Origin of the sequence: Kitasatospora sp. NPDC001603 (assembly GCF_040298365.1) — a bacterium.
Classification (GTDB): Bacteria; Actinomycetota; Actinomycetes; order Streptomycetales; family Streptomycetaceae; genus Kitasatospora.
On the sequence record NZ_JBEPAA010000046.1, the window covers coordinates 16545 to 41012 of the forward strand.

Here is a 24468-nt window from a genome sequence, read left to right on the forward strand (position 1 = left end):
GACAGCGTCCGCCCGCTGATGAGGGCCCATCAGATGCGCGCGGGTAGCGCCTGCGCCGCCTGCGGCACCGCCACCGCTCCCGGGCGGCGGTGCTCCGCCCAACGCACCGCCGGCCCCATCGCCCAGCCGGCCGCCGCGAACAGTGCGCCCAGCAGCAGCCAGCCCGGCGTGCCCCAGCTCAGCAGCAGCGTGGTGAGCAGTAGCGGACCGACCGTGCGTGCCACGGCCACGCCCGAGCCGAAGAACCCCTGGTACTGGCCGGTCTGATGGGCCGGCGCCAGGTCGAAGGCGATCTGCCAGGAGCCGGCCGACTGCCGCAGCTCACCGGCCACCTGGAGCGCCGCGGCGGCGACCAGCAGCCCGCCCAGCGCCCAGGGCGGCAGGCCCGCGGCGGCGGCCAGGGCGAAGACCACGCAGGAGACGAGCAGGACGACGCCGGCCTCGCGCACGGCCCGCGAGGCGGTCCGCAGTCCGGTGACCCGGCGGGCCACCCGCACCTGGAAGAGCATCACCCCGACCGTGTTGAGGACGAACAGGCCCGACCCCAACCAGCCGAGCCCGGGCGCCCGTTCGGCGATCCAGAGCGGGATCACCAGGCTGAGCAGGGGCATCCGCAGCAACAGGACGGTGTTGAGCAGGGTCACCACCGCGAACGGCCGGTCCGCGAGCACCTCCAGCCGGGGCGCGGCGCCGGTCCGGTCCCGGCCGGGCGCCACCTCGGGCAGTCGCAGCAGCGTCAGTCCGGCGCCCAGGAAGCCCAGCGCGGTCACCAGGAAGGCGGCGAGGAAGGCCGTCCGCGTGCCGACGGTCAGGACGACGCCACCGAGGGCCGCGCCGAGCGCCAGTCCCGCGTTGAGGGTGGACTGCAGCCGGGCGAGCAGTTCGGTGCGCTCCTCGCGCGGAACGAGGCCGCCGACCAGCGCCTGGCGCGCGGCCGTGAGCCCGGACTGCGTCGTGGCGTACACGGAGGCGGCGAGCAGGAACGCCGCGAAGGAGTGGACGACCAGGAAGGAGGCGACGGCCGCACCGGTGGCCAGGGCCAGCAGCACCGCCGTGCCCCGCGGCCCGCGCCGGTCGGCGAGGTGGCCGAGCGGGACTCCCGCCAGCGAGCCGATCGCCCAGGCGACGGCCAGGCCGAGGCCGAGCCGGGCTGCCGAGAGGCCGACGACGTGGGTGAAGTACAGCGCCGAGCAGGTGAAGTACGCGCCGTCGCCGATCGAGCTGATCAACTGGGCGGCGGCGAGGGTCCGCCGGGCCCCGGCCGGTGGGACGGATCGAATCGACACAGCTCTCCCGGGTCGGGCGGCCGTCGGCCGCTCGGTCGCACTGACAGGATCAATGCTAGGGAGCGGGTGGACCGGCCGACAGGGCCAGTGGTATGGCACAGGAGTGGGCCACTTCGCCGCCGGGGCCGGTCCGGTCCCGGTCCGGCCCCGGCGAAGGGGGCGGGACCGGGCCGTCGGCCCAGCGACGGGCGCGGACCCACCGACGGCAGAGCCCAGCAGCGAACGCGGACCCGCCGACGGCAGAGCTCAGCGACGGGCGCGGACCCACCGACGGCAGAGCCCTGCGACGGGCGCGGACCCGCCGACGGCAGAGCTCAGCGGTAGACGCGGGCCTGCAGTCGGTAGAGCTCCGCGTACAGGCCCTCCGCGGCGGCGAGTTCGGCATGGCTGCCGACCTGCGACACCCGGCCGCCCTCCAGCACCACGATCAGGTCCGCCATCCGCACCGTCGAGAAGCGGTGCGACACCAGCAGGGTGACCGCTCCGGTGTCCGCCCGAGCCTGGGCCGCGAGGTCGGCGAAGTGCTCGAACAGCGCGTGCTCGGCGGTGGCGTCCAGGGCGGAGGCCGGTTCGTCGAGCGCCACCAGCAGCGGGCGGCGGCGCAGCAGGGCCCGGGCCAGGCCGAGCTTCTGCCACTGGCCGCCGGAGAGTTCGGCCCCGTCGCCGTAGCCGCGGCCGAGCAGCCCGTCGAGGTCGCCGTCGACCCGGGCCAGCGCCGGGCCGCAGTCGGCGCTCTCCAGAACCCGGGTAAGCGCCGCGTCGTCGTCCAGCCGCTCCAGGTCCCCGATGCCCACGTTGTCCCGCAGCCTCAGCTCCAGCCGGGCGAAGTCCTGGAACAGCGTGGCCACCCGGCGCTGCCAGAGCTGCGGGTCGCACTCCTCCAGGTCGACGCCGTCGATCAGGATCCGGCCGGAGGTGGGCCGGTAGAGCCCGCACAGCAGCTTGACCAGCGTGCTCTTGCCGGCGCCGTTCTCGCCGACGACGGCGAGCGCGGCGCCCGCCGGGATGTCCAGGGTGACGTCGTCCAGGACGGCCCGCTGCTGGCCCGGGTACCGGAAGGTGACGCCCTCCAGGCGGATGCCGGCCGTCATGGCCTCGGGTACGGTGCCGCCAGCCGCCTCCTCCCGGTGCGGCTCGCGGAGCCCGTCCAGTCGCTGCAGGGTGCGGCCGGCGCCCTGGAGCACCGAGAGCAGCGTGAGCGCGCTGGAGACCTGCAGGCTGACCTGCGCGGCCAGCGTGATGACCAGGATGACGTCGCCGATGCCGGCGCCGGCGCCGTTGTTCACGGTCTGCCGGGCCACCAGGTAGATCGCACCGCCGTACGCGGCGGCGAAGGCCAACTGCCCTGCCGCGCGCAGCAGTCCGGCCTTGGCGTGGGCGCGGGCCAGGGTGCCGGTGGCGCGCCGCCAGTCGCGGCCGTGGCGCTCGATGAGCACCGACGCGGCGCCGGACAGCCGCACCTCCTTCACGGAGGCGTGGGTGGTGGCGAGTTCGAGCAGGTGCCGGCCCAGCCGGTTCTCCGGCGCGGTGGCCTCCTTGCCCCGGTCGACCAGGAGTTGGGCCCGGTTGCCGACCAGCACGGGCACCACGGCGAACAGCGGGAGCAGCAGCAGCCACGGGTTGAGCAGCCCGAGCAGGACGGCGGTGACGGCCATCTGGAGTCCCAGCCCGCCGAGTTGGAGGACGGCTTCGAGCGCGGCGCGGGTGCGCGGCAGCTCCTCGCGGATCAGGGTCAGGGCGTCGGCGACGTCGGCGCGGTCCAGCTTCTCCAGGCCGCGGTCGCCGTGGGCGATCGAGATCACCTCGGCCTGCAGGCTGAGCTCCTCCAGCTCACCCAGCTCGAAGTAGGAGAGGTGGGCGAAGTGATTCATCGTCAGCTCGACGACCAGCAGGAGCGCCGTGGTCAGCGCCAGCCAGGTGGCGGCCGAGCCGGTGCCGTCGATGGCGGCCGTGGTCAGCTCCTTGAGGCTGACCGCGATCAGCGGTGTGGCCAGGTAGCCGACGGTCATCAGCAGGACGGCGTGGGTCAGGCGACGGGAGTCGCAGTGCACGGCGAGCCGCAGCAGCCGGCGCACGGCGTGGAACAGTGTGGTCATCGGGCACCCACCGGGCGCATGGTGCGGTCCTCTTCCTGTCCGTCCGGGTCCTGCGCGTCGGTCGGGCCGTCGCCGGATTCCTCGTCGCGCGCGAACCGCTCCGCCTGGATCCTGAACAGCTCGGCGTAGCGGCCGTCGAGTTCCATCAGCTGCTCGTGGGTGCCGCTCTCCGCCACGCCGCCGTCGGCCAGCACGACGATCCGGTCCGCGCGGCGCACGCTGGAGAACCGGTGGGCGATGATCACGCTGGTGATGCCCTCGGTCATCTCCAGGAAGCGGTCGAAGAAGGCCGCTTCGGCGCGCACGTCGAGCTGTGCGGTGGGCTCGTCGAGGATCAGCAGCGAGGCGCCGGCGTCCACCGCGAGCAGGGCGCGGGACAGCGCGATGCGCTGCCACTGCCCGCCGGAGAGGTCGCTGCCGCCCTCGTACTGGGTGGACAGGACGGTGTCCAGGCCCTTCGGGAGCCGCGCGACGATCTCGGCCGCTCCGGCCCGTTCGGCGGCGGCGAGCAGCGCCTCGCGGTCGCCGAGCAGCTCCGGCCGGCCCATCCCGATGTTCTCCGCGGCGGTGAGCTGGTAGCGCGTGAAGTCCTGGAAGATGACGGCGATCCGGCGCTGCCACGCCTCGGCGGGCAGCCCGGCGAGGTCGGTGCCGCCGGCGGTGATCCGGCCCTCGGTCGGCTCGTGGAGCCCGGCCAGCAGCTTGACCAGGGTGGTCTTGCCGGAGCCGTTGAGGCCGACGATCGCGGTGGACCGGCCCGGCCGCAGCTCCAGCTCCAGGCCGCGCAGCACGTCGGGGCCGTCCTCCTGGTAGCGGAAGGCGACGTTCTCGAAGCGGATCGGACCGTCGATCGCGGGCGAGGCCCCGGCGGGCGACATACCGGCGGGCGAGGTCCCGGCGGCGGAGTCCGGCGCGGGGCCGACGCCGGGCCGCGCGGGCACCCGGGCGCGGGCCAGGGCCTCGAAGCGGACCAGGGAGTCGTAGGCCGCCAGCCCGTACTGGGTCTGGACGTCGCTCTCCGGGAAGTAGACGCCGAAGCGCATCGGGATCAGCACGGCCTGGAGCGCCACCGAGAGCTGGAGCAGCGACAGCGTGCCGTCGACCCCGCTGCGGGCCAGGACCACGAGCGCGGTGCCGCCGCCGAGCAGACCGACCACCGCGAGGCCGACGAAGGGCCAGAAGAGCAGCCGGCGGCGCCCGGTCCAGAGCGGTTCGAGGTATTCGCGGGCCTCCCGCTCGTGACGGCCGAGCAGCCAGGGCAGCAGCCCCAGCATCCGGGTCTCCTTGGCGAGTTCGGGCCCGCCGGCGGCCCGCCGCAGATAGCCGACCCGGCGGCGCGGGCCGGCCAGCGAGCCAAGCAGGGTGGCGAAGCGGCCCAGCGAGCCGCGCTGGCCGAAGCGGATGACCAGGGCGGTGAGGGCCACCATGACCCCGGGGAGGACACCCAGCGTGACCGCCACCATCACGGCGGCGCCCGCCAGTTGGGCGTAGCGGGCGATCAGCGCCAGGGCTCCGGCGGCGGCGTCGCCCGGGGTGGGCCGGGCCCGGTCGAAGGCGCTGCGGGCGTCCGAGAGCAGGTCGAGCACGTCCTGCCGCTCCAGCTCCGCCGCGGGCAGGTCGTTCAGCGCGCCGTCCATCAGCCGGCCGATGCAGGCGCCGTCCACCCGGCGGGTGACCACCTCGCTGACCACGGTCTGGAACGGGGTCAGCAACTGCTGCAGCACGAACGCCCCGACGGCGATGCCGAGCGCCGCGGCGACCTTCTCCCAGTCCGCTCCCGTGGTGCCCCCGGCCGCCGCGGCGGCCGGGATGTCCGCGATGACCCGGCTGGTCCAGGCGATGAACGCGATCGGCAGCAGCCCGACCACGAGGTGGACCACGGCGCCCGACACGAGCAGGCCGGCCCCGGCATGGCGCAGCAGCTCGACGACGGCGCGCCAGCGCCTGACGCGGCTGCCGAGCCAGCCGGCGTCGGCAGACGGAACGGATGACGACACCTTGAAAACCCCCGTGGACAAGTGTGCTGACGAAGCCGGCGGACCGGTGAGGCACCGGCCCGACGAGCCGGGTGAACGACATGCAGGGTGAACGACGTGCAGGGCGAACGGCGAGCCGGATGAACGACGTGCAGGGCGAACGACAGGACGTGGACCGGAAGGACGGACGGACGGAACCGGCGGACTGCCGGGCCGGCGGGCAAGGGAGCGGACGCGTGACGCGACGTCGACCGCGGTCGTTCGTACCGGTGCTGGAAGACACCCCGAAGCAGGACCGGCGGCTGTGCGGTTCGGCGCGAGCAGGAGCCACGGGGTACCCGGGCGGTCGGCGGAGCGGCGGGCGTGGGTGACAACCGATTTTGTTCCGCTGCTGCTCATGATCGTGCGCCGCGATCAGCTTGGACTAGACCAGTGGTCACGTCAAGGAATTCGTGGAACTGCCGGTTCCGGGCGGGCCGGGTGGTTCGGCCCGCCCGGCCGAGGAGCGGCGCGGGCCGCCGGAAGGTGCTGGACAACCCGAAGCGGTGGTCGCTAGGGTCCGAAGCGGAAGGGAGCAAACCGGCCGGCCGGGTCGGTGTCTCCGTCCTTCACCTCGGACCGGGGTCGACGTGGGCCGCCGCCCGATCGGTGGCCCCGCACCTCTGGAAGCCGGACCGAGGGCGAGGCCCACAGCCAGCCCCACCCCCCGCGGCGTCCCACCCTCCACCGGACTTCACGCCGCACCGTCCCCGCGACCGCCGGTCCGCCCTCCGCACCGCCGCACCGCTCCCGCCTCGCGTTCCGCCGGGCCGGCCGCCTACGGCGGTCGACCGGGTTCGCCCGCACGTCCCCGAGCGATGCACCGCACCCCCGAGGCGCCCCACTGCCGTGGCGCCCGGCCGAGGACGCGGCAGCCCCACCGCATCACCGCACCGCACCACGCCGTCAACCGACCGCGCCGCTGACGCGGCGCAGCCCCGAGAGGCATAGGCATGGAACAACGTCGTGTCGGCTCCCTCCGGTTCCACGGGGACCGGACCGGGAGCGCCCCGATGACCTGGGGTCAGCGCGCCATCTGGAAGTCCATCCAGTGGCTCGACGAAGGCGCCCACTACTACAACATCCCCCGGGTCGTGTCCGCACCACCCGGCCTGACGCTCCATCAGATCGAAGACGCACTGGGCCGGTTGCTCTCGCGCCACGAGGCACTGCGCACCCGGTTCGAGCAGACCGGGCAGGGGCCGGTGCAGCACGTGTCGGCCTCCGGCGAGCTCGCCGTCCCCGTCCACGAGGCCCCGCCGGGCGAGGGCGCGACGGTCGCCGACGAGGTGTCCCGGGCGCTGGCGGCCGAACCCTTCCGGCACCGCGAGGAGTGGCCGTTCCGCTGCGCCGTGGTGACGGAGCAGGGCGAGCCGGTCCAGGTAGCGCTGGTCTTCTCACACCTGGGCGTCGACTTCTGGGGCGTGCAGCAGGTCGAGCAGGACCTGCGCGCCCTGCTCGCCGGGCAGGACCCGGAGCCGCCGGCCTGGCAGCCGCTGGACCAGGCGGGGTTCGAGACCGAGGGCCCGGGCGCCGCCCGCGGCGCCGCCTCGGTCGACTACTGGCGCCGGAGCCTCGCGGGCCTGCCGCCCACGATGTTCCCGGCCACACGGTTCCCGCCGGTCGCGGGCGAAGCCTCCCCGGTCACGGACGCCGCCGAGCGGTTCGTCCGGCTGCGCATGGACTCGCCCGCCACCGCGGTGGCCGCCAGCGCGCTCGCCGACCGCTGCGGGGTCAGCACCGGTACCGTCCTGCTCGCCGGGACGGCCGCGCTGCTCGGCGCGTACACCGGGAACAGCACCGCCGTCCTGCAGTTGATCGCCGTCAACCGGCACGACGAGCGCAGCCGCCGCCTGGTCGCCGCGATGACCGCCAACGCGCTGTTCTCGCTGGACGTGGCCCGGCCGACCTTCGAGGAGGTCATCCGCGCCACCTTCCTCGCCGGCATGAACGCCTACCGCTTCGCGCAGTACGACCCGCTGGTGGTCGACGGGGTGATCGACGCGGCCCGGGAGGCGAGCGGCGGTGCCCTGCGGCTCGCGTCCTTCTTCAACGACGTCCGCCTGCACGACCGTTGGGAGCGGCTGCCGGCCACCGACGGCTCCGCGGAGCAGCTGCGGGCGCTCACCGAGAAGACCGAGGTCTCGCTGATCGGCACCTGGGAACGCCAGGACGCCGACTTCTTCGTGCACACCACCTACGAGCCGGACACCTGCCTGCTGTACCTGATGGCCGACACCGCGCTGATCCCCCGTCCGGAGATCGAGCGCCTGCTGCGCGCCTTCGAGCGGCTGCTCGTGGAGAGCGCGGCCGGCCTGCCGGGCCTCGACACCCTCCCGGTCGCCGGCTCCTGACCCGACCTCCCTCCCCCACCACCGAAGTACGCCCAGCCGGAGTACGCCCGGCGTAGGTCCGGTCACGCCCGAAGTACGTCCACGTACCTCGGAGCACGCCCGACGATCGCCCAAGTACGCCCGGAGTACGCCCAAAGTACGCCCGAAGTAGCCCAGAAGCCCTCCGTCGCACAGGAGCACGCACCCATGAGCAGCACCGCACCCGCCATCTGGGACGAGGAGGTCAGCACCGCCGTCGAGCGCCTGACCACCGCCGCCGAGAACGAGTACTACAACCCGTACCAGACCTTCGACTGGCCGGAGAGCATCCCCGAGGGTGCCCTGTGGATGAGCGAGGACCTGATGACGGTCCACGGCACCGACGCGGCCGCCGAGCTCACCCGCGAGCAGTACCTGACGCTGGCCAAGTGGGAGAGCGTCAACTTCTACAGCCTGAACGTGCACGGCATCCGCGAGCTGATGCAGGAGGTCGTGGCGCGCATCCACGCCCCGGGCTACGAGATCCCCACGCCGTTCTTCCACCACTTCCTGGGGGAGGAGAACGAACACATGTGGTTCTTCGCCGAGTTCTGCCTGCGCTACGGCGGGAAGCTCTACCCCAACCGGGCGATGAGCTTCGGCGACCAGAAGCACTCCGCGCTGTTCGACAACTTCATCGTGTTCAGCCGGATCCTGATCTTCGAGCAGATCGTGGACCACTTCAACAGCAAGATGGCCGGTGACACCGCGCTGCCGGAGACGATCCGGGCGATCAACCGGGTCCACCACCAGGACGAGTCCCGGCACATCGCGTTCGGCGCCCAGCTGGTCCGCGCGCTCTGGGACCGGCTGCGCGAGGCCGGCGACGAGCAGGAGCTGACCGCCGCCCGGCAGTACATCGAGAAGTACATCAACGCCTCGATCCAGCAGCTCTACAGCGTGGACGTCTACCGGGACGCCGGCATCCCCGACCCGTTCGCCTTCCGCACCCGGCTGCTGGCCGACCCGGCCCGGGGGCCGGTCCACGACGCGATCGTCAGCCGCACCACCGCCTTCTACCGCCGGATCGGCGTGCTCGCACCGAAGGCCGCCTGAACCCTCGGCCCCGCCGGGACCACCGGCCCGTCAGGTTCGCCGGAACCACCGGAACCACCAGCCCACCGGCCCCACCGGAACCATCCACGAGAACGAGGTACCGCTCGCATGACATCGACCGTAGAGCCCGCCGCCGTCCGGCTGCGCGACCCCGGCCCCGGCCTGGTCGCCCTCGACCCCGACCGGGCCGCGCTGCTGCTGGAGCTCGACGCGCTCTTCACCGGCCTGGCCGACCAGGTCGCCGCGCCCGCCGTGGTGGGCCCGCCGCTGCTGCCCGTCGAGGGCCTGGCCAAGCTCGACTACTTCCGGAACTTCCCCCACCTCGGGGTGCTCGCGGCCCGCCTGTCCGAGCAGGCCGTCGACGAGCTGGCGGCCGGTGCGGAGGCCGGCCGGCAGCCCGTCGAGCCCACCGGCTACGTGCTGCCCTCGGCCACCTGCTACGGCGTGCTGCTCTCGCTGGAGGGCCAGGAGGTCGGCGAGGAGCTGCGGCTGACCGCCGTCGGCCGCTGCTTCCGCAACGAGGACCACTACGACGGCCTGCGCCGGCTCTGGGGCTTCCACATGCGCGAGGTCGTGTACTTCGGCTCGGCCGACGGTGCCCGCGACCACCTCGCCACCTCCCGGGTCTTCGTCGAGGAGCTGGCCGGGCGCCTCGGCGTCGAGCTGTCGTACCAGCCCGCCAACGACCCGTTCTACGACCGGACCGGCTCCCGGGCGAAGCTGATGGCCCTGGACCCGGTGAAGTACGAGTTCGTCGCCACCGACGGCACCGCGATCGCCTCGGTCAACCGCCACCGCAACTTCTTCGGCGAGCGGCTCGGCATCACCTCGGGCGGCGCGACCGCGCACAGCAGCTGCACCGCGTTCGGCGTCGAGCGCTGGGTGCACGCGATGCTGCTCGCCCACGGCACCGCCGAGAAGGCCCTGGCCCGGGTGCGCGATGTCCGCGCCTGACACCGGGGAGCGGGCCCGGGTGCTCGCCGCGGCCGAGCGCGGCGCCGCCGCGCTCGGCGTGGAGTTCCCCCTGGTGCAGGCCGGTATGGGCGGCATCGCCGGACCGGCCCTGGCCGCCGCCGTCAGCGAGGCGGGCGCGCTGGGCACGGTCGCGCTCTACAAGGGCGACCGTGCGCTGGCCGTCGAGCTGATCGGCGACACCGCCCGCCGCACGGCGCGCACCTTCGGCGTCAATCTGATCCCCGAGGTGTCGGGCCGGCTGCTCCCGGAGCAGATCGGCGCGCTGATCGAGGCGGCCGACCGGCAGCTCGTGCTCAACAGCTACGGTCTGCCGCCGGAGGCCGAGGCCCGCCGGGTGCTCGACGCCGGCCACCGGCTGGTCGTCCAGGTCGGCACGCCCGAGGACGCGGCCGCCGCCGCGGCGCTGGGCGCCCACGCCGTCGTGCTGCAGGGCACCGAGGCCGGCGGCCACCACCTCGGCACCCGGCCGCTCGCCGAGCTGCTGGCCGCCTACGACCAGGAGCCGCCCGCGCTGGTGTCCGGCGCCGTCACCGACGGCGCCGGCCTGCTGGCCGCGCTCCGGGCCGGGGCGAGCGGGGCGCTGTGCGGCACGGTCTTCGTGACCACCGCGGAGTCCGCCGCGCACGACGACTACAAGAAGGCCGTGGTCGCGGCGACCGGCGCGGACACCCTGATCACCGACCGCTTCTCGATCGGCTGGCCCGGCCGTCCGCACCGGGTGCTGCGCGGGCCGGTCACCGATTCGCCCGAGCCGCCGCCGGCCACCCTGATCGCCTGGACCACCGTGATGGGGGTCCGCCGTCCGGTGCCGCGCGGCTCCGCGGCCGCCCCCACCGTCGAGGCCGAGGGCCGGATCGACGCCATGGCCCGCTACGCCGGCCTCGGCAGCGGGCGGATCACGGCCGTCGAGCCCGCCGGGCGGGTGGTCGCCCGGCTCCGCGAGGAGTTCCGGGCCGCCCTCGCCGGCGACGCCGCCCGCCCCGGCGACGCGGTCCCCGACTCCCTCCGACCCTCCGAAAGGACGTGACCCCATGGCCCTGGACCTCGGACTGACCCAGGTCAGCCAGCTGGCGTTCGGCTACTGGCACTCCCAGGTACTGATCGCCGCGGTCGAACTCGCGGTGTTCGACGCGCTCGCCGACGGCCCGCTGGGCGTCGACGAGGTCGCCGAGCGCTGCGCCGTCCCCGCGGACTCCGCGCTGCGGCTGCTCGACGCCGCGACCGCCCTGCGGCTGCTGACCCGGGACCCCGACGGCGGGTACCGCAACACCCGCACCGCCGAGCGCCTGCTCACCACCGGCTCGCCGGAGTCGCTGGTGCGCTGGGTCCGGGTGATGGGCCGCTGGTACCAGCCCTGGGGCCGGCTCGGCCAGGCCCTGGAGCAGGGCCGCGCGGTCGAGGACCGCAGCGGCCGGCTCACCGACGACCCGGCGTACGTCGAGGACTTCATCCTCGGCATGCACGAGTACAACTCCCGGACGGCGGAGGCCGTCGCCCGGGCGCTGCCGCCCGAGGACGCCCGGCGGCTGATCGACGTCGGCGGCGGCGCGGGCAGCTACAGCATCGCGTTCTGCCGGGTCTGGGAGGGGCTGCGGGCCGAGGTGGTCGACCTCGCGCCGGTGGCCGAGCTGGCGGGCAAGGTGATCGGCGAGGCCGGTCTGGCCGACCGGATCACCGCCCGGACCGGCGACTACTACCGGGACGCCTTCGGCACCGACGCAGACGTCGTGCTGCTCTCCAACGTGCTGCACCAGGAGAGCCCGGAGAACTGCCTCTCCATCCTGCGGCGGTCGGCGGCGGCGCTGCGCCCCGGCGGCCGGGTCCTGGTGCACGGCCACTTCCTGGAGGAGTCCCGCACCGCGCCGGTCTTCACCACCCTGCACAACCTCTCCGCCCTCGCCCTCTGGAGCGGCGGCCGCAGCTACACCACCGCCGAGATGGCGGAGTTGATGACGGCGGCCGGGCTGTCGGACATCGAGGTGCTGCCCACCGCCGAGCAGTCGGCCCGCCTCCTGGTGGGCCGCGCCGGGGGCACCACCGCCTGAGCGCCGCCCGTACCGCCCGTCCGTCCTACCGCCTGCCGGGCCGGCGCCGTCCCCGCGGACTCCGTCACGGACGCGTCGCCGGCGCACCCTTCGAAACCTCCCAGGAGCTGTCATGCAGCAGATCATCGAGTGGATCAACGCCAAGAACCCCGAGCTGGACCGGGAGATCGACCGCGAGGAGGACCTCATCGAGGGCCGCCTCATCGACTCCCTGGACTTCCTGGAGTTCATCTACCTGCTGGAGAGCATCTCCGGCCGCACCATCGACCTCCAGGAGGTCAGCGTCGACGACTTCCGCACGGTCGAGCGGATCGAGCAGCGCTTCCTCGCCGACCTGATCGAGGCGGCATGACGACGGCCGACCCGCACCTCGCCCCGCACCCGGCGTCCTCCGCCCTGGTCACCATCGACCTGCAGCGGGACTTCCTCTCCGAGAGCCCCTACGGCATCCCCGGCACGACCGAGGTGCTGCCGCAGGTGCGCCGGACGGTCGAGGCCTTCCGCGCCGCCGGCCGCCCGGTGGTCCACGTCGTCCGGCTGTACGAGAAGGGCGGCGGCAACGCCGACCTGGTCCGCCGGACGCTGCTGGCCTCCGGCACCGACCTGGTCGCGCCCGGCTCCGAGGGGAGCGGGCTCGCCCCGGCGCTCGCCCCGCCCGGCGCGCCCCCGCTCGACCCCGAGCTCCTGCTGGCCGGGCGGGCCCAGGAGTTGGGTCCGAGCGAGTACGCGATCTTCAAACCGCGCTGGGGCGCGTTCTACCGGACGGCCCTGCAGGAGCTGCTGGAGGGGCACGGCGTGGACACTGTCGTCCTCGTCGGCTGCAACTTCCCGAACTGCCCCCGGGCCACCCTGATCCAGGCCAGCGAGCGGGACTACCGGGTGGTGGCCGTGCCCGACGCGATCTCCCGCACCAGCGAGCAGGGGCTGGCCGAGGTCGCCGGGCTCGGCGTCCAACTGCTCGACACCGCCGAGCTGCTGGCGCGGTTCGGGTTCCCGGCCCCCGAGGAGGGCTGACGCCCGCGGGTGGTCGGAGCGGGCCGCCCCGGTCCGCTCCGACCACCCGCACGGCCACCTCCCGCGGCTTTGCGGCCCCGCTCGCCGGCGGGCCCGCGGACACCCCGGGCCGGACCCGCGGCCGAGCGGCGAACCCCCGTACGGGCAGGGCCCGGCCATCACCCGGACAGCGGTACCGCGGCCGCCACCACGCCCTGCCGTGCCGTCCGTATCCGCCCCATCCGACATCCCCGCAGATGCCCGTTCCGGCCCGAAGTGCCCGTGTTGACCGGCCAGTAGCCCCCTCCTATGCTCGACCGCGTTCGTGATCCGGCACCGGGGCCGGGGCCGCCGAGGCCGCCCGGCCGGAGCCGACCCCGGCTCGAAGGGCTCCTGCCATCAGCACCTCCGTCGCATCCCCGGGCAGCGGGCGGGACACCGCCGCCCAGGCCGCCGCCGACCGTGCCGCCAGGCCCACCGGCCGCCGCCGGTTCCTCACCTATCTGCTGGCCGCCCCCACCCTCACCGTCGCCGCCCGGGCGGGACTCGACGCCGCCGCACCCGCCACCGCCCACGCCGCCGCCGCAGAACGGGCCGCCGAGACACCGCAGTCGCTCGGTCTGCCCGGCATCCCCGACATCCTGGACCTCGGCGACGCGCTGATCGTGGCCGGACTGCCCACCGCCCACCTGCTGGTCCTGGAGATCACCCCCGGCGGTCGCGCCGCGCTCCACCTCCCCCGGCTGGAGGTCGGACAGGGCCTCACCACCACCATCGCGATGCTCGTCGCCGACGAACTCGACGCCCGGCTCGGCGACGTCGACGTCCCGCTCTCCGACGGCCGCCCCGACCTGCTGTTCAACCAGCTCACCGGCGCCTCCAACTCGGTGCGCTCGCTGTACGACCCGGTCCGCGCGGCGGCCGCCGCCGCCCGCGCCCGGCTGGTCACCGCCGCCGCCCGCCGCTGGTCGCTGCCGGCCGACACGCTGCGCACCGCCGACTCCGCCGTCCTCGCCCCCGACGGCCGTCGGGCCGGTTTCGGCGAACTCGCCGCCGAGGCCGCCGCCGTGGCCGTCCCGGCCGTGCCCGCCACCCCGAAGCCGGCCGACCAGCAGCGTCTGGTGGGCCGGCGGACCGGGCGGATCGACGCCCGGTCCATCGTCACCGGCCGCGCGAAGTACGCCGGCGACCTCGCCGTCCCCGGCGCGGTGCCGACCGTGGTCGCCCGCCCGACCACCATCAACGGCACCCTCAGGTCCCTGGACGCCTCGGCCGCCCGCACCATGCCCGGCGTCCTCGGCGTGGTGCGGATCCCGAGCGGCGTGGCCGTCCTGGCAGAAACCTTCGACCAGGCGCTCAAGGCCCGCGACGCGCTCCGCACCTCCTGGAACCCCGGTCCGGTCGCGGCGCTCTCCGACGCCGACATCCGGGCCCGACTCCGCGCCGCCCACGCCCCGTTCCTCGTCCCGCCGCTGCTCACCCAGTACGTGGACGGCGAGTTCGACTTCGCCTTCGTCAACCACGCGCCCATGGAGGTGCTGACCGCCGTCGCCGACGTGCGCCCCCACCGGGCCGAGATCTGGTTCGCCTCGCAGACCCCGATCGTGGCCCAGCAGACGATCGCCGCCGAACTCGGCCTGCCGCAGGACGCCGTCACCGTCCATGTGGTGCGCGGCGGCGGCTCGTTCGGGCGGCGGCTGTTCTTCGACGCCGCGCTGGAGGCCGCCCAGATCTCCCGGGCGGCGGGCCGCCCGGTCAAGCTGATGTGGACCCGCAACGACGACATGCGCCACGGCCGGATGCGCCCCGCCAGCCACCACCGGGTGCGCGCCACCTACGGCCTGGGGCAGGTGCTCAGCTACGAACACCGGGTCGCCACCGTGCGGACCGACTTCCGGCACGGCCTCGGCGAGGCGCTCACCGCCGCCGGGTTCAACCTCTCGGTGGCCGGGATCAGCCTCGCCCAGGCCTTCTTCCTGCTCAGCGAGAAGAACCCGTACGACGTCGGCGTCCCGACCCAGTTGCTCTCCGAGGTGCCGCTGGAGGTGCCCACCGGCAGCTGGCGCTCGGTCTACTCGGGCACCGTCCGGGTCGCCGACGAGATCATGATGGACGAACTGGCCCGGCGGCTCGGCCAGGACCAGGTCGCCTTCCGCCGGGCCCGGCTGCGCGACGCCCAGGGCCGGGCCGTCCTGGACAAGGTCGCCCAGGCCGGCCGGTGGGGCCGCCCGATGCCCGCCGGCCAGGCCCAGGGCATCGGCTACCACGACGAGAACGGCGGCCGGGTCGCCTACCTGGTCGAGCTGGACGCCTCCGATCCCCGCCGGCCGCGGGTCACCCGGGCGGTGATCGCCGCCGACGTGGGCCGCGTGATCAACCCCAGTGGTCTGGAGGCCCAGTTGACGGGCGCGCTGATCGACGGCATCTCGGTGATCCTCCGGGCCGGCAACCACATCGACCACGGCGCCGTCCGCGAGGGCAGCTTCTCGGACTTCCGCTACGCCCGGCAGCGGGACACCCCGCCCTCGGTCGAGATCCACCTGCTGCCGCCGAGCGGTCCACCCGGCGGCGCGGGCGAGCTGGGCGTCCCGGCGGCCTCGGCCGCGGTCGCCAACGCCTACGCCCGCGCGACCGGAACCGCCCCGCGCTCCTTCCCGCTCGACTTCTGAACCCGCCGCCCGCACTCCCCCGGCGGCCCCGGTCCGCCGCCGCCACCGACCTCTTCGAAGGGCCCGACTCCCCATGCCCAGCCACACCTTCGTCCTCAACGGGCAGCCGGTCACCGTCGAGGCGCCGGACGACATGCCACTGCTCTGGGTGCTGCGCGACAAGCTCGGCGTCACCGGCCCCAAGTACGGCTGCGGGGTCGGCGTCTGCCGCGCCTGCACCAGCCACCTGGACGGCGAGGAGTTCCAGCCGTGCACGGCGGCGGTCAAGGACTGCGCCGGCCGGACGGTCACCACCATCGAGGGCCTGGCCGACGGCGAGGTCCTGCATCCCGTCCAGGAGGCCTGGCTGGAGTGCGACGTCGCCCAGTGCGGCTTCTGCCAGCCCGGCCAGATCATGACGGCCGTCGCCCTGCTGCGCCGCACCCCGGCGCCGACCGACGCCGACATCGACGGGATCCAGAACATCTGCCGCTGCGGCACCTACCCGCGGATCCGCGAGGCGATCAAGAAGGCCGCCGCCGCCCAGGCGGCCGCCGCACCCACGGCGACGACCGGTTTCGCACCCGGACTCGTACCCGTGTTCACCACCCGGGCCGCGGCCGGGCCCGCAGCGCGCCCCACACCCTGAGCCCGGCCCGGGACCGACCGGCCACACCCTTGCCGAACCGGAACGTCCCGGCCCGGCCCGTGCCGACAACGGTGGCCGCGCCCTTACCCGGATGGGCCCGCACCAGCGAGATCACCGTCCATCGCCGGGGTGCGGCCGCCATTCCGCTTCGAGGAGGCCGAACACCTCGGAGTCCCGCCAGCCGTCCCGGATCAACGCGGTGTGCCGATGCCGCCCCTCGTACGTCATGCCGAGCCCGGCCAGCAACCGGGACGACGCGAGGTTGCGGGGGTGTCACAGCTCGCGTAGATCCGGTGGAGTCCCAACTCCCCGAACCCGCGCGACAGTAGCTCCCGTCCGATCGCCGTACCCACGCCACGCCCCCAGGCCCTCGGGTGCACGATGTAGGCGATTTCGCCCTGCCGATGGCGACGGTTGCGAATGCCCAGCTCACCCATGCCGACGAGTTCGCCCCCCGAAGCGGGCGACGTAGACGTATCGCGGCTGACGGGCGTGCGACCAGGCGTCGACGGCGGTCTGCACGAACGCGCGCGTCTGGTCCTCGGTGTCCGGCCCCCACGCCTGGTAGCGACAAGCCTCCTCAAGGCCGGCCCAGGAGTGCACGGCCTGCCAGTCGTCGGGCACGGGCTTGCGCAACGTCACCGCGGATCGGTCATCAGCGGATCCTGCCGGATTCCGTACGGGCGGGAGCCGGAGCCGGTTGGTCCGGGCGCCGGCCACCGGCGGCCGGCCACCCCGCCCGCGGCTCAGCGGGCCTCAGGGTCCCGGCCGAAGAAGGCGGCCAACCGGTCGTAGACCGGCGCGTCCTCGGGCGCGGCCACCTCGGGGCCGAAGGAGTGGTGCTCCTCCTCGCTGCCCCGGTACTCGGGGCGCAGCGCGCCGCGCCCCCAGTCGAGCGCGGCCCGCCCGACCTCCTGGTCCAGGCCGGCCGTGGACTGGCCGGTGGAGCGGGCCACGTCCCAGCCGTGCACGGCGAACTCGGCGATCTGCTGGTCCAGCGGGAAGCGGGCGGGCAGGTGCTTCCCCCCGGGGAGTTCGATGACGCCGTCCAGGTCGCCGGCCGCGCGCCAGGCGGCCACCAGCTCTTCGGCGCCGGCCTCGAAGGCGTGCAGCCAGTCGCCCTCGACCCGGTCGAAGGGCTGCGACCAGTCCGGGTCGCCGCCCTCGGCCCGGAGGGTGAACTGCCGCAGGTCGAACAGGAGGTGGCTGACGAGCTGGGTGACGTCCCAGGAGCGGCAGGTGCTCGGGTGGATGCCCTGCTCGGCACCGATGCCGTCGATCAGCCCGGCGGTCTGGGCGAGGGCCCGGGCGAGCAGGTCGATCGGGTCTTCCGTTGCGGTCATGGCGCACCTCTTCGCTTCGGGGCGAGCGGTCGGACCGGCCGATCGTAAGCGGGGGGACCGACAACCGGCCCGGCGCAACACCGCGCCGGGCCGGCCGTCGCCCCCGTTCGACCGGCCCGCCGACCGCCGGCCACCCCGAACGGGCCGGACCACGCCGGACCAGGCCCGATCAGGCCGGACCACGCCCGATCAGGCGGCGAGGCCGCCGTCCACGGCGATCTCGGCGCCGGTGATGTACCGGCCGTCCTCACCGACGAGGTGCGCGATGGTGGCCGCGACGTCCTCGACCCGGCCGTAGCTGCCGAGTGCCGTCAGCCCGCGCTGGAACTCCGCCGACGGACCGTCCGCCGGGTTCAGCTCGGTGTCGATCGGGCCGGGGTGGACGACGTTCGCGGTGATCCCCCGCGGGCCCAGCTCGCGCGAGAGCGCCTTGGTGAGACCGATCATCGCGGCCTTGCTCGTCCCGTAGAGCGTGGCACCGGGGAAGGCCACGTGCTTCGCGACGCAGCTGCCGATCGTGACGATCCGCCCGCCCTCGGCCAGGTGGGCCGAGGCCGCCTGGGCGTAGAGGAACGGCGCCCGGACGTTCACCTCCAGCACCCGGTCCACGTCGTCGAGCGTGAGCTCCTCGATCGGGCCGAGCACGCCGACGCCGGCGTTGTTGACCAGGATGTCGAGCCGCCCGAAACGCTCGGCCACGGCCTCGACCACGGCCCGGACGGCCTGCGGGTCGGCACTGTCCGCCCGGACGGCCCAGCCGCGCCGGCCCATGCCGGTGATCTTGGCCGCGACCGCCTCGGCCCGCTCCGCACTGCCCTGGTAGGTGACCACGACGTCGGCGCCGTCCTCGGCCAGCCGCAGGGCCACCGCCGCCCCGATCCCCCGGCTGCCGCCGGTCACCAGGGCCACCTTGCCGTCGAGCTTCGCAAGCTGGGTCATCGTCATATCGTCAGAACTCCTTGACTCGTTCGCGGACATGACTCAATCCTCGACCGGCGCCGCCCACGAGTCCGGCGGTATTCGGACGTCGCGTTCAATCTTCAACAATCGGCTGTTCCCGGTAGTACGAAGCCACCGCGGGCTGGCCGGTCCAGTTCGGACCGGCCGACGGGTCCGCCCCCAGGTACCCGAACGGCAGGCGCACGGTCCGCGCACCGTCCAGCACCAGCAGGTGCCTCCGGGCCCGGTACTCGAACCCGGCCGCGCGCAACGCCGTCAGGACGGCGCGCGCGGCGCTCGATCCGTCCGCCCGGCGCACCGAATCCGGGTCGAAGTGCGCGGCGAACCGCCCGTCCGGCACCAGCCGGCCCGCCGCACGGGCGATCGCACCGAGCTGGTCGCCGAGGTAGTGCAGTCCGTGCACACAGGTGATCAGGTCGTAGGCGCGCTCCGGCACCCAGTCCGCCACCGCCGCCGTCACCAGCTCCAGCCGCGCCGCACCCGCCGGCAGGGCGGCCGGCGGGGCCGACGGGCCCACCAGGTCGACACCGGTCAGCACGCTCGCGGTCGGCAGCCGGCGGGCGGCCTCGACGAGCGCCCGCCCCTCCCCGCTGCACAGGTCCAGCCAGCTGGGGGCGCCGCAGCGGCCGCCCAGCCACCCGGCCGGGTCGAAGCCCAGCTCCCGGGTGTAGCTGTTGACGCCGCTGAGCCCTCGCTCGCGGTTCATGGTGTTGTTGGCGACCACGTCCGAGCTGGTCAACTCGCCGTCACCGATCAGTCGGGGCATGGCGTCGACCCTACCGACGCGCCCGAGCGGCCGCCCCTGGACGGGGCGGCCGCTCGGTGCGAGGTGCGGGGCGGGCGTCAGACGCTGAGCGTCTGACCCGGGAAGATGAGGTCCGGGTTGCCGCCGATCGCCTTGACGTTCTTGGCGTGCAGGCTCGCGGTGTCGGTGCTGAACTTGGCCGCGATGTCGCTCAGGGTGTCGCCGCTCTTGACGGTGTAGCTGCCGCCGGAGCCGTTCCGGTCGGCGGCGGCCGGCTTGGCCGGCTTGGCGGTGTCCTGGGACTTCCAGGACTGGGTCTTCTGCGGCTTCTGGGCCTGGTCGCCCTGCGCGGCCTTGCCCGGGGCCTGCTTCGCCTGCGGGGTCTGCGCGGGCTTGGCGGGCTTGGCCGGCTGCTGCGCCTTGGGGGCGGCCTGGGCGGCGGTGTCGACGGCCGCCGGGGCGCCGCCCTTCGCCAGACCGGCCTTCGCCGAGCAGACCGGCCAGGCGCCGGGACCCTGCGAGGCGAGCACCTTCTCGGCGACCGAGATCTGCTGCGCCTTGGTGGCCTGGTTGGCCTGCGACGCGTAGGCGGTACCGCCGTACGCGGCCCAGGTGGACGGGGTGAACTGCAGTCCGCCGGTGAAGCCGTTGCCGGTGCTGATGCTCCAGTTGCCACCGCTCTCGCACTGGGCGACGGCGTCCCAGGTCGAGGTGGACGCGGCGGAGGCCGAGGTGGCCGTGACGAGGCCGGCCACCGGGAGGGCCGCGACGGCCCCGCCGACCAGCACCAGACGGGCACGGCTGCGGCGCTTCCCGGCGGTGGTGGTGTTGGTGGTGGCAGCGGCGGTCTCGTTACGGATCGTCATGAAAGTCCTCTCGACAAGCCCCGGGCGGGCAGGCGGAACCAGACCCTTGGCAGGGCCTTCGCGCTCACCTCACTCGACGGGCGGCCGGGCACGTGTCGGACGTGCCGCGCCGCCCCGGCCACCCTCGCTCGCCGACGGCCTGTTCGAGCCGGTCGCGTCAACGGGCACGGCCCTCGCGCCGGGGGTCAGTCGGCGGGCTGTGCGTCGGGGGTGAACCCGGGTGGTGCTCGTTGCACCGCCAATGAAGCTACGGCCCCCACCGGGGCGGCTTCAAGCAATTCTTGGACGCCGCAGGTCAGTTGACTGTTACCGGCGGTATCGATCATGAAACTGTGCCCGAAATTTACGTGTTTGACCGCATTTTCAAGATCGAATGATCAATTTCCGTGCCATCGCTCACACCTGTCCATCTGTGAGGCCCCCCACACCGTCGACACAGAGCGATGGCGGGCCGACGGACCGTCACCGCCGCCACCGGAGTTCCCGGTTCCGCGGACCGCCCCCGTGGCGTCGCCCACACCTGTCACTCAGCGTGGCCACGCCATGCGCAGCGCGTAGCACACGACCAGTCCGTACCCGACGCAGTAGCTGAGCGCCCGGGCCCGCGGCGAGAGTCGCGCGCCCACCGAGACGCCCACCGCCGCCAGCCCCTGCTGCCAGAGCAGCGAGGCCATCAGCACCCCGGCGACGAAGGCCGCGCCACCCGTGCCGCCCCGCGGGCCGCTACCGCCCGTGACCAGGGCGGCGAAGTAGAGCGCGGTGGTCGGATTCACCGCCGTCAGGGCGGTGAACCGCAGGAAGGCCCGGACCGGAGGGCCCACCGGCCCCGCCCCACCCACGCCCGCCGCGCCCACGAAGGCCCTACCGCCCCGGCCCGCCCTGCCACCCCGGTTCGCCCTGCCCCGGCCCGCCCTGCCGCCCCGGTTCGCCCTGCCCCGGCCCGCCCTGCCGCCCCGGCCCGCCCTGCCGCCCCGGTTCGCCCTGCCCCGGCCCGCCGGGCCGCCCCGGTTCGCCCTGCCCGGGCCCGCCGGGCCGCCCGGTGCCTGCCGCAGCCCGAGCAGCCCCCGGACCGCCACCACCGCCAGCACCACCGCCGAGCCGATCCGGGCCCAGGACTCCCAGCCGGCGGAGGTCGTTGCCCATCGGGAGCCGAGCGCCGTGGCGAGCGCCGCGTACGCCGCGTCCACGCAGGCCACCCCGCACGCCGCACTCACCGCGGCCGCGCGCCCGCGCCGCCCCTCCTCCAGCAGCAGCACCCCGACCGCCCCCAGGGGCACCGCCACGCCCAGGCCCGCCCCGACGCCCGCCAGCGCCGCCGCCGCGGGCCCCGCCGCGGCCGCCACGGCCTGGATCGGGTCCGTCGCCGTCACCCCGGCCCCGAGGGCCGTCCCGAGAGTCATGGGGCCACCGTCGCCCACCCGCCGCGACAACGACGGCCGGAAACCGGCCAGGGCCGCGACAATCGCGGTATGGATGCCCTCGACAGCGAAATCATCGGCGAACTGCGCGCGGACGCGCGGATCTCCTACCGCGACCTCGGCGCCCGGGTGGGCCTGAGTGCCAACGCGACGGCCGACCGGGTCCGCCGGCTGGTCCGCAGCGGTGTGATCCGGGGCTTCACCGCCCTGGTCGACCCGGCCGCCGACACCGCCCGTCCGGGCCTGACCGTCTTCGTCGACGTCCGGCTGCGCCCGGAGACGGACAGCGACGCCTTCGAGACCACCGCGCTACGACTGCCCGGCGTCACCGAGGCCGCCCATGTCACCGGCGAGTACGACTACCTGCTGCGCGCGCGGGTGGCCGACGCCGCCGGACTCGACCAGCTGCTGCGCCGGCTGAAGCACGAGGCGGGCGTCGCCCACTCCAACACCCGGCTCGCCCTGCGGATCGCCACCCGCTGACCGGGGACCCGGCACCCGGCCGGGTCAGATCCCGCCACCCAGCCCCGCGTCGCGCGCCAGCAGCGCCGCCTGCACCCGGTTCTCGCAGCCCAGCTTGGCCAGGATCCGGCTGACGTACGTCTTCACCGTCGCCTCGCTCATGTGGATCCGGGCGCCGGCGTCGGCGTTGGAGAGCCCCTCGCCCAGCAGGGCCAGCACCTCCCGCTCGCGCGCGGTCAGCACCTCCAGCCGCTGCCGGGCGGACGCCCCCCGGGCCGCGGCCGGGCCGCTGCGGGCGCCGGCCAGCGAGTCCACGATGTACCGGGTCGCGGCGGGTGAGAGGAAGGCGTTCCCGGTGGCGGCGGCGCGGACGGCCTGGATCAGCTCGGCCGGCGCGGTGTCCTTGAGCAGGAACCCGGCCCCGCCCTCCGTGACGGCGCGCAGGACGTTGTCGCGCTCCCCGAAGGTGGTGAGGATCAGCGCCCGCGCGCCGGGCGCCACCCGGCGCAGCTCGCCGAGGGCGGTCAGCCCGTCCATGACCGGCATCTGGATGTCCAGCAGGACGACGTCGACCCGGTGGGCCAGTGCGAGGTCGAGGGCCTGCCGGCCGTCCGCGGCCTCGGCGACCACGTCGATGTCGTCGGCGGAGGACAGGATCATCCTGATCCCGGCCCGGATGAGCGGCTCGTCGTCGGCGACGAGGACTCGGATCACTGCTGGTCATCCCCTCGATGTGGTGCGGGTGGCGCTGCTCGCCACCATCCTCACATCTCGCGGGCCGACCGGTCACCGGCCCGGGCGGCCCCGGTGGCGAGGCGTCAGGACCGGGCCGGGTAGTGCTGCTTCTCCAGCAGCACGCCGTCCTTGAAGCAGAACCGCGCCACCTCCTCCTCGCTCCCCAGGCCGCCCGTGGTCCCGTAGACGAAGTAGCGGCAGGAGGAGCCGGCCGGCGGGGTCGGGCCGCTGCCCTCGTAGTCCTGGGTGAAGAGGCTGTTGCCGATCGGGAGGCGGCCCCCCACCTCGGCCTCGGGAGTGCCCTCCTGGAGCGAGTCGTACAGCCCGCGCGGCACGGTCGCGTCGCCCGCGGCGCCGATGAAGGCCACCACGCCCCAGACCAGCAGCCCGAGCACGGTGAGCAGCACCACCACCCCGCCGACCGCGCAGCCGATCGCCGGGCTGCGCCGCCGCCGGTCGCCGGACCCGCTCCCGACCTCCGGCAGCACGTCCCGCACCCAGGCCTCCTCCTCCCCGGCCGCGCCCGGGGCGGCGGCCGGATCGCCGCCGGCCCCCTGGTAGGGCAGCACCGCGGCGAGCCGGAACCCGGCCTCGGCGGTCGGCCCGGCGTGCACCATCCCGCCGACCAGCCGGGCCCGCTCACGCAGTCCGGTCAGCCCCTGACCGCCGCTGACCGCCGCGACCCGGCCACCCGCCGGCACGTCGGCCGGCTCCGGGGCGCGGGGGTTGGCCACCTCGACCACCAGGGCGTCCGGCTCGTAGCGCAGCGCCACCGAGATGGGCGCGCCGGGGGCGTGCTTGTGCGCGTTGGTGAGCGCCTCCTGGACGATCCGGTACGCGGCCTGGCCGACGCTGGCGGCCGCGGGTCGGCGCTCGCCGTCCTCGCCGAAGGAGACCGTCGTCCCGGCCGCCCGGGAGGACTCGACCAGCTTCTCGATGCCCTTCGTGCCACCGGTGCGCACGGTGGCGCCGGCCGGCCCGCCGACCGGGGCCGGCTCCCGGGCGCTCGACTCGTCGTGCAGCACGCCGACCACCTCGCGCAGCTCGCGCATCGCGGTGACGGCGGCCAGCCGCAGCACGCCGACCGCCTCCCGCTGCCGGTCGGACAGGGTGCGGTCGACCTCCAGCGCGCCGGAGTGGACGGAGATCAGGGCGAGCTGGTGGCCCAGGCTGTCGTGCATGTCCTGGGCTATCCGGTGCCGCTCGCGCAGCCTGGCCTGGTGCGCCACCATGGCACGCTCGCGCAGCAGCTGCTCGTTGCGCTCGCGCAGCGCGTCCAGCAGTGCCCGGCGCTGGGCCCGGTAGCGGCCCCAGAGCGCGGGCAGCACAGCGATCAGCAGGAACCCGCCCAGCGAGAGCCCGATCGTCAGCTTGATCGGCGTCGACCCGGCCTCCTTCACGGCGCTGACGGCCGTCGTCAGCAGGAAGGCACCGGCGAACGAGCCGGCCAGCACGCCGACCCGCTTCACCCGGGCGCCGGCCGACCAGCCGGCGAAGACCAGCAGCGGCAGTGTCCCGCCGAACCAGCCGCAGGCGCCGGCCGCGAGCAGCAGCACGGACGAGGGCAGGGCGCGCCGGAGCAGGAAGAGCACGGCCGCCCCGAGGCCGACGACCGGCCAGAGGCAGGTGTGGGAGACCATCTCGATCAGCGCCGCGAGCGCGCCCACCAGCAGCGCGCCGACGGCCTCCCGGGCCACCGTCCAGGGCCGCCAGGGCCCGGGCAGCGCCGCTCGTACCGCCCTCGACCAGGCCTTCGCTATCGCGTCCACGCCGCGAGGTTAGCGAAGCGGCCCGCCCGGGCACC

21 protein-coding genes and 1 pseudogene are annotated in these 24468 nt (G+C 74.7%); 10 read left to right on the forward strand and 12 right to left on the reverse strand.

Annotation, left to right across the window (positions count from 1 at the left end; translation table 11 throughout):
* Nucleotides 1–29: 29 nt before the first annotated feature.
* The 3 genes from ABT263_RS25820 to ABT263_RS25830 all read right to left on the reverse strand — a co-directional run bounded on the left by ABT263_RS25820 (nt 30) and on the right by ABT263_RS25830 (nt 5379).
* Nucleotides 30–1286 (reverse strand): MFS transporter, encoded by a 1257-nt coding sequence (locus tag ABT263_RS25820; RefSeq protein WP_352293760.1) that lies wholly within the window; start codon nt 1284–1286, stop codon nt 30–32.
* A gap of 314 nt (nt 1287–1600) precedes the next feature.
* Complete coding sequence (locus ABT263_RS25825; RefSeq protein WP_352293762.1) at nt 1601–3382, reverse strand: ATP-binding cassette domain-containing protein; 1782 nt, start codon at nt 3380–3382, stop codon at nt 1601–1603.
* A complete protein-coding gene (locus ABT263_RS25830; protein WP_352293764.1) occupies nt 3379–5379 on the reverse strand; it encodes an ABC transporter ATP-binding protein in 2001 nt (666 codons plus the stop codon). Before ABT263_RS25830 ends, ABT263_RS25825 begins: the two co-directional genes overlap by 4 nt.
* A 1031-nt stretch (nt 5380–6410) precedes the next feature.
* Here ABT263_RS25830 and ABT263_RS25835 point away from each other — a divergent pair.
* The 9 genes and pseudogenes from ABT263_RS25835 to ABT263_RS25875 form a co-directional block, all read left to right on the forward strand.
* On the forward strand, nt 6411–7751 hold the full coding sequence (locus ABT263_RS25835) for a condensation domain-containing protein (protein WP_352293766.1): 1341 nt from the start codon (nt 6411–6413) through the stop codon (nt 7749–7751).
* Between the two features lie 186 nt (nt 7752–7937).
* Nucleotides 7938–8825 carry a diiron oxygenase gene (locus ABT263_RS25840; RefSeq protein WP_352293768.1) on the forward strand — a complete coding sequence of 296 codons (888 nt, stop codon included), beginning with the start codon at nt 7938–7940 and terminating at the stop codon, nt 8823–8825.
* A 108-nt stretch (nt 8826–8933) separates the two neighbouring features.
* Complete coding sequence (locus ABT263_RS25845; RefSeq protein ID WP_352293770.1) at nt 8934–9779, forward strand: aminoacyl--tRNA ligase-related protein; 846 nt, start codon at nt 8934–8936, stop codon at nt 9777–9779.
* Entirely contained in the window at nt 9766–10827 is a 1062-nt protein-coding gene (locus ABT263_RS25850) for an NAD(P)H-dependent flavin oxidoreductase (protein WP_352293772.1), read from the forward strand. The genes ABT263_RS25845 and ABT263_RS25850 overlap by 14 nt, the downstream gene beginning before the upstream one ends.
* Nucleotides 10828–10831: 4 nt before the next feature.
* Nucleotides 10832–11845 carry a class I SAM-dependent methyltransferase gene (locus ABT263_RS25855; RefSeq protein ID WP_352293773.1) on the forward strand — a complete coding sequence of 338 codons (1014 nt, stop codon included), beginning with the start codon at nt 10832–10834 and terminating at the stop codon, nt 11843–11845.
* 112 nt (nt 11846–11957) lie between these two features.
* On the forward strand, nt 11958–12197 hold the full coding sequence (locus ABT263_RS25860; RefSeq protein WP_329491118.1) for an acyl carrier protein: 240 nt from the start codon (nt 11958–11960) through the stop codon (nt 12195–12197).
* Nucleotides 12194–12859, forward strand: coding sequence for a cysteine hydrolase family protein (locus ABT263_RS25865; RefSeq protein WP_352293774.1), 666 nt, complete (start codon nt 12194–12196; stop codon nt 12857–12859). The genes ABT263_RS25860 and ABT263_RS25865 overlap by 4 nt, the downstream gene beginning before the upstream one ends.
* Before the next feature lie 644 nt (nt 12860–13503).
* Nucleotides 13504–15507: a xanthine dehydrogenase family protein molybdopterin-binding subunit gene (locus ABT263_RS25870; protein WP_352293776.1), complete on the forward strand. Its 2004-nt coding sequence runs from the start codon at nt 13504–13506 to the stop codon at nt 15505–15507.
* Nucleotides 15508–15580: 73 nt separating this feature from the next.
* Nucleotides 15581–16030, forward strand: a pseudogene (locus tag ABT263_RS25875) ((2Fe-2S)-binding protein); the annotation flags it as partial.
* A 329-nt stretch (nt 16031–16359) separates the two neighbouring features.
* On the opposite strand, the gene ABT263_RS25880 reads toward ABT263_RS25875, so the two are convergent.
* From ABT263_RS25880 to ABT263_RS25910, 7 genes are all read right to left on the reverse strand, one after another.
* Nucleotides 16360–16572: a GNAT family N-acetyltransferase gene (locus ABT263_RS25880; RefSeq protein WP_352293778.1), complete on the reverse strand. Its 213-nt coding sequence runs from the start codon at nt 16570–16572 to the stop codon at nt 16360–16362.
* Nucleotides 16565–16777, reverse strand: a complete 213-nt coding sequence (locus ABT263_RS25885; RefSeq protein ID WP_352293779.1) for a GNAT family N-acetyltransferase — start codon at nt 16775–16777, stop codon at nt 16565–16567. Before ABT263_RS25885 ends, ABT263_RS25880 begins: the two co-directional genes overlap by 8 nt.
* Nucleotides 16778–16881: 104 nt before the next feature.
* The gene (locus ABT263_RS25890; RefSeq protein ID WP_329491114.1) at nt 16882–17478 is read right to left on the reverse strand and encodes a TIGR03086 family metal-binding protein; all 597 of its coding nucleotides are present in this window, start codon (nt 17476–17478) and stop codon (nt 16882–16884) included.
* 189 nt (nt 17479–17667) lie between these two features.
* Entirely contained in the window at nt 17668–18417 is a 750-nt protein-coding gene (locus ABT263_RS25895; protein WP_352293781.1) for an SDR family NAD(P)-dependent oxidoreductase, read from the reverse strand.
* A gap of 94 nt (nt 18418–18511) precedes the next feature.
* Nucleotides 18512–19204, reverse strand: coding sequence for a class I SAM-dependent methyltransferase (locus ABT263_RS25900; RefSeq protein ID WP_352293783.1), 693 nt, complete (start codon nt 19202–19204; stop codon nt 18512–18514).
* A gap of 77 nt (nt 19205–19281) precedes the next feature.
* Nucleotides 19282–20049: a LysM peptidoglycan-binding domain-containing protein gene (locus ABT263_RS25905; RefSeq protein ID WP_352293785.1), complete on the reverse strand. Its 768-nt coding sequence runs from the start codon at nt 20047–20049 to the stop codon at nt 19282–19284.
* A gap of 527 nt (nt 20050–20576) precedes the next feature.
* Nucleotides 20577–21449 (reverse strand): hypothetical protein, encoded by an 873-nt coding sequence (locus ABT263_RS25910; RefSeq protein ID WP_352293787.1) that lies wholly within the window; start codon nt 21447–21449, stop codon nt 20577–20579.
* Nucleotides 21450–21518: 69 nt separating this feature from the next.
* On the opposite strand from ABT263_RS25910, the gene ABT263_RS25915 reads away from it, so the two are divergent.
* A complete protein-coding gene (locus tag ABT263_RS25915) occupies nt 21519–21950 on the forward strand; it encodes an Lrp/AsnC family transcriptional regulator (protein ID WP_329491109.1) in 432 nt (143 codons plus the stop codon).
* Nucleotides 21951–21974: 24 nt separating this feature from the next.
* Here ABT263_RS25915 and ABT263_RS25920 read toward each other — a convergent pair whose 3' ends face one another.
* Nucleotides 21975–22643 carry a response regulator gene (locus tag ABT263_RS25920; protein WP_352293789.1) on the reverse strand — a complete coding sequence of 223 codons (669 nt, stop codon included), beginning with the start codon at nt 22641–22643 and terminating at the stop codon, nt 21975–21977.
* 104 nt (nt 22644–22747) lie between these two features.
* The gene (locus ABT263_RS25925; protein WP_352293791.1) at nt 22748–24433 is read right to left on the reverse strand and encodes a histidine kinase; all 1686 of its coding nucleotides are present in this window, start codon (nt 24431–24433) and stop codon (nt 22748–22750) included.
* Nucleotides 24434–24468 lie beyond the last annotated feature (35 nt).

What these genes read in the sequence shown, in the direction of transcription:
- ABT263_RS25835 (WP_352293766.1), top strand. Translation starts at nt 6,411, where the DNA reads ATGACCTGGGGTCAGCGCGCCATCTGGAAGTCCATCCAGTGGCTCGAC.
- ABT263_RS25865 (WP_352293774.1), top strand. Translation starts at nt 12,194, where the DNA reads ATGACGACGGCCGACCCGCACCTCGCCCCGCACCCGGCGTCCTCCGCC.
- ABT263_RS25890 (WP_329491114.1), bottom strand. Translation starts at nt 17,478, where the DNA reads ATGACCGCAACGGAAGACCCGATCGACCTGCTCGCCCGGGCCCTCGCC.
- ABT263_RS25850 (WP_352293772.1), top strand. Translation starts at nt 9,766, where the DNA reads ATGTCCGCGCCTGACACCGGGGAGCGGGCCCGGGTGCTCGCCGCGGCC.
- ABT263_RS25840 (WP_352293768.1), top strand. Translation starts at nt 7,938, where the DNA reads ATGAGCAGCACCGCACCCGCCATCTGGGACGAGGAGGTCAGCACCGCC.
- ABT263_RS25905 (WP_352293785.1), bottom strand. Translation starts at nt 20,049, where the DNA reads ATGACGATCCGTAACGAGACCGCCGCTGCCACCACCAACACCACCACC.
- ABT263_RS25855 (WP_352293773.1), top strand. Translation starts at nt 10,832, where the DNA reads ATGGCCCTGGACCTCGGACTGACCCAGGTCAGCCAGCTGGCGTTCGGC.
- ABT263_RS25860 (WP_329491118.1), top strand. Translation starts at nt 11,958, where the DNA reads ATGCAGCAGATCATCGAGTGGATCAACGCCAAGAACCCCGAGCTGGAC.
- ABT263_RS25895 (WP_352293781.1), bottom strand. Translation starts at nt 18,417, where the DNA reads ATGACCCAGCTTGCGAAGCTCGACGGCAAGGTGGCCCTGGTGACCGGC.
- ABT263_RS25880 (WP_352293778.1), bottom strand. Translation starts at nt 16,572, where the DNA reads ATGGGTGAGCTGGGCATTCGCAACCGTCGCCATCGGCAGGGCGAAATC.
- ABT263_RS25825 (WP_352293762.1), bottom strand. Translation starts at nt 3,382, where the DNA reads ATGACCACACTGTTCCACGCCGTGCGCCGGCTGCTGCGGCTCGCCGTG.
- ABT263_RS25915 (WP_329491109.1), top strand. Translation starts at nt 21,519, where the DNA reads ATGGATGCCCTCGACAGCGAAATCATCGGCGAACTGCGCGCGGACGCG.
- ABT263_RS25900 (WP_352293783.1), bottom strand. Translation starts at nt 19,204, where the DNA reads ATGCCCCGACTGATCGGTGACGGCGAGTTGACCAGCTCGGACGTGGTC.
- ABT263_RS25845 (WP_352293770.1), top strand. Translation starts at nt 8,934, where the DNA reads ATGACATCGACCGTAGAGCCCGCCGCCGTCCGGCTGCGCGACCCCGGC.
- ABT263_RS25910 (WP_352293787.1), bottom strand. Translation starts at nt 21,449, where the DNA reads ATGACTCTCGGGACGGCCCTCGGGGCCGGGGTGACGGCGACGGACCCG.